General features: G+C 38.3%; 10 protein-coding genes. 8 read left to right on the top strand and 2 right to left on the bottom strand.

The features are described 5' to 3' along the window. Positions 1-10 precede the first annotated feature (10 nt). Positions 11-2422, bottom strand: a complete 2412-nt coding sequence (locus BACCOP_RS07095) for a DUF4922 domain-containing protein (protein WP_007567704.1) — start codon at positions 2420-2422, stop codon at positions 11-13. A gap of 131 nt (positions 2423-2553) precedes the next feature. On the opposite strand from BACCOP_RS07095, the gene rlmN reads away from it, so the two are divergent. Genes rlmN through BACCOP_RS07060 form a run of 7 tightly spaced genes read left to right on the top strand, consistent with a single transcriptional unit; the run spans position 2554 to position 9669 of the window. Then, positions 2554-3603, top strand: a complete 1050-nt coding sequence (gene rlmN, locus BACCOP_RS07090; protein ID WP_007567702.1) for a 23S rRNA (adenine(2503)-C(2))-methyltransferase RlmN — start codon at positions 2554-2556, stop codon at positions 3601-3603. 11 nt (positions 3604-3614) lie between these two features. Next, on the top strand, positions 3615-4685 hold the full coding sequence (locus BACCOP_RS07085) for a DUF4837 family protein (RefSeq protein ID WP_007567700.1): 1071 nt from the start codon (positions 3615-3617) through the stop codon (positions 4683-4685). 5 nt (positions 4686-4690) lie between these two features. Continuing rightward, complete coding sequence (gene pdxA, locus BACCOP_RS07080) at positions 4691-5791, top strand: 4-hydroxythreonine-4-phosphate dehydrogenase PdxA (protein WP_007567698.1); 1101 nt, start codon at positions 4691-4693, stop codon at positions 5789-5791. Further along, complete coding sequence (locus BACCOP_RS07075) at positions 5775-6791, top strand: lysylphosphatidylglycerol synthase transmembrane domain-containing protein (protein ID WP_007567696.1); 1017 nt, start codon at positions 5775-5777, stop codon at positions 6789-6791. Before pdxA ends, BACCOP_RS07075 begins: the two co-directional genes overlap by 17 nt. 15 nt (positions 6792-6806) lie before the next feature. Next, positions 6807-7721 carry a CDP-alcohol phosphatidyltransferase family protein gene (locus BACCOP_RS07070; protein WP_007567694.1) on the top strand — a complete coding sequence of 305 codons (915 nt, stop codon included), beginning with the start codon at positions 6807-6809 and terminating at the stop codon, positions 7719-7721. A 4-nt stretch (positions 7722-7725) separates the two neighbouring features. Next, entirely contained in the window at positions 7726-8445 is a 720-nt protein-coding gene (locus BACCOP_RS07065) for an IspD/TarI family cytidylyltransferase (protein WP_007567691.1), read from the top strand. A gap of 18 nt (positions 8446-8463) precedes the next feature. Further along, positions 8464-9669 carry a sugar MFS transporter gene (locus BACCOP_RS07060; RefSeq protein WP_007567689.1) on the top strand — a complete coding sequence of 402 codons (1206 nt, stop codon included), beginning with the start codon at positions 8464-8466 and terminating at the stop codon, positions 9667-9669. 173 nt (positions 9670-9842) lie between these two features. Here BACCOP_RS07060 and BACCOP_RS07055 read toward each other — a convergent pair whose 3' ends face one another. Further along, a complete protein-coding gene (locus BACCOP_RS07055; protein WP_007567687.1) occupies positions 9843-11150 on the bottom strand; it encodes an inositol-3-phosphate synthase in 1308 nt (435 codons plus the stop codon). A gap of 249 nt (positions 11151-11399) precedes the next feature. Between BACCOP_RS07055 and BACCOP_RS07050 the strand changes: the two genes are divergently transcribed. After that, positions 11400-12296: a PfkB family carbohydrate kinase gene (locus tag BACCOP_RS07050; RefSeq protein WP_007567685.1), complete on the top strand. Its 897-nt coding sequence runs from the start codon at positions 11400-11402 to the stop codon at positions 12294-12296. Positions 12297-12383 lie beyond the last annotated feature (87 nt).

Genomic DNA, 12383 nt, shown 5'->3' with positions numbered 1-12383 from the left:
CTCTATGTGTTTAATTATGGTATGCTACTTCTTTGTATATCTTTGTAATATCTGATTCGGTTATTCTATCAAAATCCTCTTTACGCGGAGTTACTAATAAACCTGCCATGTCAAGTGCTCCAGGGCTGACTAGCAGTTGCTCTCCTCTTGTTGCCGTATAGCAGGCCGGGCGATGTTCTTCTCGTGGAAAATAAGCCATCGTGAACCCTCTTTGTTTGTCCTGCCATGCAAATAAATTGTATCTGGGTTCGCTTTCTCCCTCGTGCAAAGGAAGTGATTCTAAGTATTGGTTAATCATTTCAGGTAATATATCTGCTGAATGATTACAGATAAATACTTGGATCGGACAGATGTAACTGGTTATTTGGAAAGAAGAATAAGTGTTACCGTTTTCTGTTTTTATTTCTTTTTCTCTGACAGCTGTTTCCATGAGTCTTTCCCATTGCTGGATGACCGGCACATCGCTTTGTTTTACTGCCTGAAAATGGAAATGATCCGGAGCTGAGGCTCCACATTTAGCCCCATTGTAAAATAGGACATAACCGGATGCAAAATATTCTTCCAGCCAGCTGATCAGTTTTCCTGGAAGCTGACGTATCGTTTTATCTGCCAATACCTGATCCTGATGTTTTAAACTGGAAATGGTAAGGTGTCCGGGAAGTATCGGGTATGGATTGATCCGTAAGCTGAACGGTTCGTCTAATGAAATGATTATTTCATCTTGTTCGTTGGGCTTGTTTTCCGGACAAAGAAAGCATTTTCGTGCTTCTATAGATGATTTATCGACTTTTGCGCATGTAGAAACAGCACGTGCTGGATTGAATTGTACAGTTATCGTATTTCCTGCTAACTCGAACCGACGCGTTTCTATTTGATTGAGTGCTTCGTGGTTAGTGCGTGCTGTCTGCCATTTTGCTAATTGGTTTTCGATAAAGAGGTCCCCTGCTTGTCTTTTTTTATTCATTGCTTGACGCAACTTAATTTCCAGTGTACGGAGACTGTCTTTATAATTATTGTTCTGATTTATTTTTTCGATGCTTAAGGCTGCATCAGAGTTTCCTTCCCAACGACGGCATAGATAAAGAACATCATAGATACGTCCAATGCGATATTGGCGTGAAAATGCAAGTCCTAGAGCGTAGTCTTCTCCGTAACTGGTGTTTGGTACACGAATTTTCCTCAGTAATGGGGTGAAGAATGCTCGGGGAGCTCCTAATCCATTGATGCGTAACGCATTATTATGTCCGTTCTCATCTGTCCATTCTTTATGGTCGATTACTCCGGGAGGCAAGGTTTGCAGCGTAAAGTCGGTCATGCGGTATGAACCAATAACCATTGCACATTGTTCCTTGTAGAACTTGTCAACGATGGTTTGTAGGGTATGCGGACTGCTGTACAAATCATCGCTGTCTAGCTGTATAGCAAAACGACCGCACTGTGGGTGGTTAATACCTAGATTCCAGCATCCACCAATACCTAAATCGGTTCGTTCGGGAATCAGGTGTATAACTCTATTGTCATTTTTATATTGTTCTATGATTTCACTGGTTCTGTCGGTAGAATGATTGTCTATGATAATCAGATTGAAAGGAAAGCTAGTTTCCTGTTCTAAGACAGAACGTATGGCATCGTTTATTGTGCGTGCACGGTTGCGCACCGGAATGATTATTGATGCTTCATGAGAGAATTCTCCTTCTTTTAAATCAACTGTCATCATGCTGGGTTTAAGATAAGCTCCGATTTTTTTTAGATGCCGGGTAAAAACCTCTTCACGTTCGATTTGTACCTGACGGTTACGCGGGTCTACATAATCAAACTGTTTTTCACCTGACTTTCGTAAGTCTATCTCGGTTTCTGTATAAAGAAACTCTCGTATGTGTGTAAGTTCTCCGTATCTTGAAAGAGCTAATCGCAAAGCATATAATGCGGAATGTTGGTACTCTTTTTCAGCCTCAATTTCGTTGATTGCTCTTTTAAGATAATCGGTACGGAACATGAGTAAGGAGCCGAAGTCAAAATCATCCCGCACACTTCCAAGTTGGTAGTCGATAACCGGATGAGGTGTCCGTTCTCCTTTTATAGTTTTGTAATGGTCTGCATATACCATACTGCATTGAGGTGCTGAAAGGTAGTCGCACATACGTTCTAATGCCATGTAGCCAAATTCCAAATCTTGTACCTGTGTGCAGATAAGGGTAAAAGGAGTATTTGCATAAAGAGCAACTTGCTTGTATCTTTCAACAGATTCGGGAGCTGAGGACGGCAATATATAGCATTTATCGGGTAAGCTCAAATTGGGAACAGGAGATGTTGGCAGTAAGAATATCCTGTCTACTGTAGAACATTCCTGTAGGTGTCTTATTGTTTTATTAATTTGATTTTCACTTCCGTATGGAATGAAACATGTGATTGTTTTATTCATATTTAATACATTTATAGTGGCAAAGATAGAGAATATATCTTATTTTTGTCTAACTTTGTACGCTAATTGTATAGAATGGAGAATCCTTTTGTACAGATTATTTGTAGAACGTGTGCAAAAACAAAGAAAGAATGGCTGATGTAAAAATTCCCTTGTTGGGGAAAACACTGAGCGAAATACAAGGTATTGTGCATGGTTTGGGTATGCCTGGATTTACGGCAAAACAAATTGTTGCATGGTTATACGATAAGAAAGTCTTTTCAATAGATGATATGACAAACTTATCGCTGAAAAATCGTGAAAGGCTGAAAGAAAACTATGAGATAGGGGTTACCGCTCCGATTCATGAGATGCGTTCTGTAGACGGGACTGTAAAATATTTGTTTTGTACTCCTGAAGGTGATTACATTGAATCTGTGTATATTCCTGACGAAGACCGTGCTACATTATGTGTTTCCTCGCAGGTAGGATGTAAAATGAATTGTAAGTTTTGCATGACAGGCAAGCAGGGATATACGAATAGTTTGACACCTACTCAAATACTGAATCAGATTTATTCTATTCCGGAACGTGATAAGCTTACGAATATCGTTTTTATGGGAATGGGAGAACCATTTGATAATCTGGATGCGGTATTACGTTCACTTGAAATTCTTACAGCTGATTATGGATATGCTTGGAGTCCGAAACGTATAACTGTTTCTACTGTAGGTTTGCGTAAAGGCTTAGAGCGTTTCTTGGAAGAAAGTGACTGTCATTTGGCTGTGAGCCTGCATTCTCCGTTCCCTGCACAGCGAAGAGAACTGATGCCTGCCGAGAAAGCATTTTCTATTACTGAAATTATTGATATTCTCAGGCGCTATGATTTTAGCAAACAGCGTCGTTTGTCTTTTGAATACATCGTTTTCAAGGGAGTAAATGACAGTATGCTGTATGCTAAAGAATTGATAAAGCTTTTACGAGGGTTGGATTGCCGTATCAATTTGATACGTTTCCATGCTATCCCAAATGTAGATTTGGAAGGTACGGATATGGAGTCTATGCTTGCGTTCCGTGATTATTTGACACAGCATGGAGTTTTTGCAACAATTCGCGCATCGAGAGGAGAGGATATTTTTGCTGCTTGTGGCATGCTGTCTACGGCGAAACGGCAAGCTGAAAAAAATAAAGAAACTAACTAAAAGAAAAAAATATGAAGCGTTTAGCCTTTTATCTGAGTTTGGCACTTGTTGTGCTAGCATTAGCTTCTTGTAAAGGGGAAGGAAAAAGTCTGATAACTCCGGCTTCCAGTGGTCGTCCTTATGAAATTTTGGTTGTTGCCGATGATGACTGTTGGATGAGTCCGGATAGTGCTCTTTTTCATGTGTTGGACACGGATGTTCCAGGATTGCCTCAGCCGGAACGCTCTTTCCGTATCTCAAGAGTGCGAACTGCGTATTATGACCGGACAATGCGTCTGTTCCGTAATATAATTATGGTAGACATCAATCCGCAGCTGTATACTCAGGTAAAGTTCAAATACTCGCGTGATGTATATGCTTCACCTCAGATGATTATGGTCATTCAGGCCCCAAATCAGGAAGAATTTGCAAACTATGTTTCTCAAAATGGAAATGTGATTATCGATTTCTTTACTCGGGCAGAAATGAACCGTGAGATAAAGACATTAGAGAAAAAACATAATCAGACTATTTCTGCTAAGGTAGGAAGTCTTTTCGACTGTGATATCTGGATGCCTGTTGAAATGGAATCATATAAAGAAGGTAAAGATTTCTTTTGGTCTTCTACCAACCTTAATGATATGAATTTTGTGATGTATACTTTCCCGTTCAGAGATGAAAATACTTTCACCAAAGCATACTTCATACACAAACGTGATTCTGTAATGAAAGTGAATATCCCGGGAGAGCGTGAAGGTATGTATATGGAAACTGCTGATTCTGCATTTGTTGAAGTTAGAAATATAGCAGTAAAGGGAAATTATGCTTTTGAGGCCCGTGGACTATGGGAAATGAAAAATGATGCAATGGGTGGCCCGTTTGTATCGCATATGAGAGTTGACCGTGCAAATGCTCGTGTAGTAGTTGTAGAAGGGTTTGTCTATAATCCGGGTAAATTGAAACGAGATCAGATCCGTCGGTTGAATGCAGCATTGTATACATTGAAGTTACCTTCAGAACAGGCTGTTTCAGAACTGCCGGTTGATAGTACGTTAACCGAAGAAAAAGTAGAACATAAAGCTGAACAAACAAGCAATAAATAAGAAGCATGGAAGAACGTAAGATAATTGTGGGAATCACCCACGGAGATATAAATGGAGTAGGGTATGAAGTAATACTGAAAGCCTTTTCTGATCCCACTATGTTGGATTTGTGTACTCCAGTAATTTACGGATCGCCTAAAGTTGCTGCATACCATCGTAAAGCGATGGATATTCAGACAAACTTTAGTATTATCAATTCTGCATCCGAAGCTCAGGAAGGACGTGTCAATATTGTAAATTGTACCGAAGATGAACTGAAGGTGGAATTAGCTAAGCCTACTCAGGAAGCAGGACGTGCTGCATTAGCTGCACTGGAAATGTCTTTGAAGGAATATCGTGAAGGATTGTTTGATGTATTGGTAACAGCTCCAATCAACAAACACACGATACAGTCGGAGAATTTTCATTTTCCCGGTCATACTGAATATATAGAAGAACGTGTAGGAAATGGACAGAAGGCTCTGATGATTTTATTAAAAGATGATTTCAGAGTAGCTTTGGTTACTGGACATGTGCCTGTCAGCGAGATTTCAAAAGATTTGACTCAGGAATTAATCATGGAAAAAATGACTATTTTCCATCGTTCCTTAAAACAGGATTTCGGCATTGACAATCCTCGTATAGCAGTCTTTTCACTGAATCCTCATGCTGGTGACTGTGGACTGATTGGAAGTGAAGAGCAAACGGTTATCATTCCAGCGATGGAAGAAATGATAAAACGTGGTGTACAGTGTTTTGGCCCTTATCCGGCAGACGGTTTTATGGGTTCTGGAAACTATCGCTATTTTGATGGTATTTTAGCAATGTATCACGATCAAGGCCTGGCTCCGTTTAAGGCTTTGGCTATGGATGAGGGGGTCAATTTTACAGCGGGTCTTCCTGTTGTGCGTACTTCTCCTGCTCATGGAACAGCCTATGATATTGCGGGTCAGGGAGTTGCTTCAGAGGATTCATTCCGTCAAGCAATATATGTAGCGCTGGATGTTTTCCGTAATCGTTGTATAGAAAAAGAAATCAGTGCACATCCGTTGCGCAAGCAATATTATGAAAAGCGTGACGATAGCGATAAACTGAAACTGGATACGGTAGATGAAGAGCAAATATAGGAATCTGTTTCTGCTTTTTGGCATAGTTGCCATAGCCGTCATGCTTCTTACGTTTGACGTGTCCTATGCAGAACTGACAGATAGCCTCCGGAAAGCAGGTCTTTGTTTTCCGGTGGTTATCTTTTTATGGGTTTTAATTTATTTGCTTAATGCTGGAGCCTGGTATATCATTATACACGATGGTTTTAGAGGTGATAAAATACCTTATTGGCGTGTATATAAATATACGGTAACGGGCTTTGCGTTGAATGCAACTACTCCCGTTGGGCTGATGGGGGGGGAACCTTATCGCATTATGGAGTTAGCTCCTTATGTTGGAGTAGAAAAAGCTACCTCTAGTGTGATATTATATGTAATGATGCATATTTTTTCTCACTTTTGTTTTTGGCTTTTCTCTATCCTTCTCTATCTCGTTTTATACTTTCATCACCTTCAATGGAGTCTGTCATTGTTTTTGGCATTTTCCGGCATCTTTTGTTTAATGGGAGTTTATTTCTTTATGAAAGGTTATCGGCAGGGGTTGGCGATGCGTTGTATCCGATTGTTGCAAAGGGTGTTTTTTTTGAAGCGTTGGGCTATAAATTTTGCTGAAAAGAAGCAAGAAACACTTCAACGAATTGATGATCAGATAGCGGAATTACATAGCAAACATCGTGTAACTTTTTATACATCTTTGGGAGCTGAGTTTTTTGCGCGGGTTTTATCATGTGCTGAGATTTATTTTATATTATCGATTTTTACAGATACGATTAGCTATTGGGATTGTATTCTAATATTGGCTTTTACCTCTTTGTTTGCTAATGCTTTGTTCTTTTTACCGATGCAGTTAGGAGGTCGGGAGGGCGGTTTTGCTTTGGCTGTAGGTGGATTGTCAATGCCATATGCTTACGGTGTGTATATGGGGCTGATAATGCGGCTTCGTGAATTGGTCTGGATAATTTTAGGTATCGGATTAATGAAATTTGGTAATAAGAATAGTCTGAAAAGTAAACGTATTTAGAAGCTTAAATAAATCATGTGGTTTAGTTCTTTGGTACAAGGTATAAAGTCTACATTAAAGTCGGAAGATACAGAAGGTTTTTTTGAAATATATGTAACTCGTTCTTGCGGCTATTTGTGGGCATTGTTTTTTAAGCAATTACATATACATCCTAATGTAGTGACAATCGTTTCTATCATATTAGGGGCCTTGTCGGGGTATATGTTTTATTATGATGATTTATCTCATACTCTGTGGGGGATTTTTTTACTGATATGGGCAAATTGGTATGATTGTGCAGATGGGCAACTTGCTCGTATGACGGGAAAGAAAAGTCTTTTGGGACGTATCCTTGACGGATTTGCCGGAGATGTATGGTTTTTCTCAATTTATTTCTTTATCAGTTTACGGCTTACGCCATCTTGGGGTATATGGATTTGGCTGTTGTCAGCCTTTGCCGGATTTATTTGTCATAGTAAACAGTGTGCTTTGGCCGACTATTATCGTAATGTCCATATGTTTTTTCAAAAAGGAGCTGATAAATGTGAGTTGGATTCTTCAGAAGAACAATATCGTAAAATGAAGGCCTTGAAATGGAGTAAAGACTGGTTTGAAAAGATCTATTTATTTTTTTATGCTCGTTATACACATAGTCAGGAGAAAATGTCGCCTTCATGCCAGCATTTATTACTTACACTAAAAAAGAAATATGGAAATCAAATTCCAACAGAACTCCGTCAACACTTTAGGGTAGGAAGTAAGCCTTTGATGAAATATACTAATATCTTGACATTTGATATGCGTGCAGGTGTCTTATTTATATCAGTATTAATAAAAGAACCATGGTTGTATATGGTTTTCGAAGTAACTGTAATGAATGTAATCTTCTTTTATATGCGTAGCAGGCATGAGAAACTCTGTAAGGAGATAGAATTAGAAGCTTATAAATAAAGATATGGAAAGTATTATAAAAAGGCACCGTATCGCTTTGGTTCTGGCTGGGGGATATGGAGGGCGAATGCATATGGAAACTCCAAAACAGTTTTTATTGTTGCAAGGTATGCCTGTCATAGCACATACATTAAAAGCTTTTGAAAATCATCCTGAAATAGATGTGATTGCTGTTGTGTGTCTTTCTGGATGGGAAGAATATGTAGAACGGGTGAAACATGATTTTCATATAACTAAATTGCAGCATATCTTTTCTGGTGGTAGCAATAGCCATATTTCTATCGGTAATGGTATAAAAGGACTTTCTCATTATTACACAAGGGATGATATTGTATTAGTTCATGAGGCTGTACGGCCTTTGCTATCGGCAAAGATTATTTCTGAGAATATCCGGATATGTGAATTGTATGGAAATGCAATTACTGCTGTCCGGGACAACGAAGCTGTTATGTATACTGAAGATGGAGTTTCTTCGTATCGTTGTTTTCCTCGTGAACAAATGTATAAGGCGCAGACTCCTCATACTTTTGTTTTAAGAGATTTGGAGATAGCTTACCAGGAAGCAGAACAAAAATCTATTTGTGCACAATCTTTATATACTCTGATGGCAGAACTGAAGCGCTTTCCTTTATATATAGCAGAAGGAGAGCGAAGAAATATCAAATTGACACACCCTGAGGATATACGGATTGCCGAAGCTTTGCTGTCTACTGAAATGATATAGTAATAATAATTGAAAAATATGGAAACAAAACGCATTTCATTGGTAAGTAAACAATATACTCTTCCTTTTATATTGGTTACTTCATTATTCTTTTTGTGGGGATTTGCGCATGCCATTCTGGATGTGTTGAATAAACATTTTCAGGAAGTTTTGAATATAACTAAAACCCATTCAGCCTTTATTCAGGTAACGATGTATATGGGATATTTTATCATGGCAATTCCTGCGGGTCTCTTTATTAATCGTTTTGGATATAGAAAAGGAGTTGTCTTTGGTTTGTTGTTATATGGACTAGGAGCATTTCTGTTTATTCCAGGGCAATATTACGTTTCATTCAATGCATTTTTATTTGCACTTTTTGTAATAGGGTGTGGACTTACTTTTTTAGAAACTGCTGCCAACCCATATGTTACTGAACTAGGTGCAAAGGAAACTGCTGCTAGCCGTTTGAATTTCGCTCAGTCTTTCAATGGATTGGGGTGTATTTGTGCTCCTATTCTGACGGGGCTTTTACTTTTCTCAGATGATTCTCAACCTACAGGAAACGTAGCTTTACCATATGCATGTATGGGAGTGGTTGTATTGTTGGTTGCCATTGTTTTTATGCGTGTAAAGTTGCCTGAAATCGAGCACCAGACAGAAGTTGATTCTCAAGGGCATCGTGTTGGGATTTGGTCGCATAAATTATTTATTTTCGGACTGATTGCCCTTTTTGCCTATGAGGTAAGTGAAATTTCAATCAATAGCTTTTTTATCAATTATGTAGTAGAGCAAGGATGGATGAATGCACGGCGCGCATCTTTGATTCTTTCTTTCGGGGGACTAAGCTTATTTATGGCTGGGCGTTTTATTGGCAGCTGGATAATGCAACGTATCTCTGCAGAGAGAATGTTACTCTATTGTTCTATAGGAACCGTTTTGACAACGACTTTAATCTTATGTGACTTAGGCATTATTTCATTGATTGCTTTGCTGTGTGGTTATGCTTTTGAGGCTATTATGTTTCCTACTATATTTGCTCTTTCTTTAAGAGGGTTGGGAGGCCATACTAAACGTGCCTCTTCTTACTTGATGATGTCGCCAGTGGGAGGCGTCGTGGGTCCTTTACTGATGGGCTATGTGGCAGATATCACTTCTTCTATGGTTATGTCTTTCATCGTTCCTTGGATTGCTTATGCTGTCGTATTGATGTATGCATGTAGGATTGTTTTGGGCAAAGAATGATATTATAATGCCTGCTCAAGGTATTTAAAATGTAATCTGTTAAATAAGAAAATCAAGAGATTAAAACTTTATATCTCTTATTACCTTTGGTGATAACATTAAAAACAAAAGGCTGCTTCATTTTTTTGAGGCAGCCTTTTGTTTTAATATTGTTAGTTTTCTTATATAAAGGGTTAGTCAATTTCTTCGTCAGCTTCGTATCCACCCATTTCGCGAATAGCATTTTTCAGCATAACATACTGTTGGAATAAGTGGTTAACTGGTACTTCGTTTTCAGTATAGTCATGCATTGGGCTCTTCAGGAAGAAACTCAAGAAGCGCTGTATACCATAACGACCTGCACGTGCTGCCAAATCACTTAACAGAACCAAATCAAGACATAATGGTGCTGCTAAAATAGAGTCACGGCACAAGAAGTTGATTTTGATCTGCATTGGATATCCCATCCATCCGAAGATATCAATATTATCCCAACCTTCTTTATTATCATTGCGAGGAGGATAATAGTTAATTCTCACTTTATGATAATAGTCTGTATATAAATCAGGTTGTTCTTCCGGTACGAGGATTGATTCAAGTGTAGAGAGTTTACTAACTTCTTTTGTATGGAAGTTGGCAGGTTCATCCAGAACCAAGCCATCACGGTTTCCTAAAATATTAGTAGAGAACCACCCTGATAATCCTAAGCAACGAGTTCCAATAATCGGAGCAAATCCAGATTTTACTAATGTTTGTCCAGTTTTGAAGTCCTTTCCAGCGATAGGCATCTTAGTTTTTTCTGCCATTTCCCACATAGCAGGAATATCAACAGTTGTGTTCGGAGCTCCCATGATAAACGGTGCACCTTCTGCCAGAGCTGCATAAGCGTAACACATAGAAGGTGCTACATGCTCACGGTCATCGTTTTTCATAGCTTGTTCAAGTGCTGCCAATGTACCGTGTACTTCTTCGCATACTGGTACATAAATTTCTGTAGAAGCAGCCCAAAGAACAACAATACGGCTACATCCATTTTTTTCTTTGAAGTTGCGGATATCTTTACGCAATTCTTCTACCATGTCCCAGCGTGTTGCGCAGTCTTTTACATTATTTCCATCCAGACGTTTTGCATAGTTATGGTCGAAGGCTGCCTTCATAGGAACGATATTTTCCAGCTCATCTTTTACCGGATTAATATCTTTTTCTTTCAAGACTTCGCAATTTATAGCTGATTCGTAAGCGTTAGCAGGATATACATCCCATGCACCGAATACGATATCATTTAAATCTGCGATAGGTGCAATCTCATTGTAGTGAAGATATTTTTTGTTGGCTCCACGTCCGACACGTATTTTATCGTATTGAGTCATTGAACCGACAGGTTTTGCTAATCCTTTGCGGACCATCAATACACCAGTCATAAAAGTAGTTGCTACCGCACCCAAACCTACACACAGCACTCCTAGTTTGCCGTTTGCCGGTTGTACATTCATTTTTTCCATTTCTAATTTGTTTTTCTAGTTTGTCAAATAACAAAGTAATATTACATGCCGTAAAGTTATACTTTTGTTTTTAACCACAAGCATAAACTTATTTTTTTTATTTCTTGCTTGGAGAAATTGAACAATATTTCGTATAAAATGACAATAAAATCATTGTTCTAGACAGATAAAAAAAGAATTGGGACAACTTTCTTAAGTTCAAAAATGCTATCTTTGCACCCGTTTTTTATAATGAAATAGTTATTAATAATGAATGATATTTGTTGCATCGGGCATATAACATTAGATAAAATTATTACTCCTAAACAAACTATTTATATGCCGGGAGGTACTTCCTATTATTTTTCTCATGGTATTTCTCATTTGAATGATTGGAAAAATTATAAATTAGTAACTTCGCTCGCTCCTAGTGAGTATTCGTCTGTGGATGAATTGACGGGGAAAGGTCTTAATGTAGAAATAATACCTAGTAAGAAAACTGTTTATTTTGAAAATTCGTATGGGATAAATCAAAATAATCGTACTCAGCGTGTTTTAGCTAAAGCAGATCCCTTTACTGTTGAAAAAATACAACATATAGAGGCTAAAATCTTTCATCTTGGAAGTCTGCTGTCAGATGATTTCTCTTTGGATGTGATTAAATATTTATCTAAGAAAGGTATATTGTCTGTAGATGCGCAGGGATATTTACGTGAAGTGAGAGGTGAAAATGTATATCCCATTGATTGGTGTGAAAAGAAAGAAGCTTTGAAGTATGTTCATATTTTGAAAGTAAATGAGCATGAGGCAAAAGTTCTGACAGGGCTGGATGATTATCAGGCTGCAGCTCGGCAATTGGCAGAGTGGGGAGTAAAAGAAGTTTTGCTTACATTAGGTAGTGAAGGCTCTATTATTTATGCCGAAAATAGTTTCTATTATATTCCTGCCTATCCTCCAAAAGAGGTAGTTGATGCTACTGGATGTGGTGATACTTACATGTTAGGATATCTTTATATGCGTAATAAAGGTGTATCGTATGAGGAAGCTGGATGTTTTGCTGCTGCACTTTCTACTGTTAAGCTAGAAAAATCAGGACCATTTAGTGGTACAGAGGAAGATGCATGGAAAATTATAAAAGATAGTAACTTGAAGGTTATAAAAAAGTAAATCATAACATACGTAAGTTAACTTCATACATAAATGGCATGTACAAATGAATATTCCTTTTGTACATGCCATTTGATTTTTATCAGA

Source organism: Phocaeicola coprocola DSM 17136 (genome assembly GCF_000154845.1).
In the GTDB taxonomy this organism is placed as follows: Bacteria; Bacteroidota; Bacteroidia; order Bacteroidales; family Bacteroidaceae; genus Phocaeicola; species Phocaeicola coprocola.
This window is presented reverse-complemented; position numbering and strand designations above follow the sequence as displayed.

What these genes read in the sequence shown, in the direction of transcription:
- BACCOP_RS07070 (WP_007567694.1), top strand. Translation starts at nt 6,807, where the DNA reads ATGTGGTTTAGTTCTTTGGTACAAGGTATAAAGTCTACATTAAAGTCG.
- BACCOP_RS07085 (WP_007567700.1), top strand. Translation starts at nt 3,615, where the DNA reads ATGAAGCGTTTAGCCTTTTATCTGAGTTTGGCACTTGTTGTGCTAGCA.
- BACCOP_RS07075 (WP_007567696.1), top strand. Translation starts at nt 5,775, where the DNA reads ATGAAGAGCAAATATAGGAATCTGTTTCTGCTTTTTGGCATAGTTGCC.
- BACCOP_RS07095 (WP_007567704.1), bottom strand. Translation starts at nt 2,422, where the DNA reads ATGAATAAAACAATCACATGTTTCATTCCATACGGAAGTGAAAATCAA.
- BACCOP_RS07065 (WP_007567691.1), top strand. Translation starts at nt 7,726, where the DNA reads ATGGAAAGTATTATAAAAAGGCACCGTATCGCTTTGGTTCTGGCTGGG.
- pdxA (WP_007567698.1), top strand. Translation starts at nt 4,691, where the DNA reads ATGGAAGAACGTAAGATAATTGTGGGAATCACCCACGGAGATATAAAT.
- BACCOP_RS07060 (WP_007567689.1), top strand. Translation starts at nt 8,464, where the DNA reads ATGGAAACAAAACGCATTTCATTGGTAAGTAAACAATATACTCTTCCT.
- BACCOP_RS07055 (WP_007567687.1), bottom strand. Translation starts at nt 11,150, where the DNA reads ATGGAAAAAATGAATGTACAACCGGCAAACGGCAAACTAGGAGTGCTG.
- BACCOP_RS07050 (WP_007567685.1), top strand. Translation starts at nt 11,400, where the DNA reads ATGAATGATATTTGTTGCATCGGGCATATAACATTAGATAAAATTATT.
- rlmN (WP_007567702.1), top strand. Translation starts at nt 2,554, where the DNA reads ATGGCTGATGTAAAAATTCCCTTGTTGGGGAAAACACTGAGCGAAATA.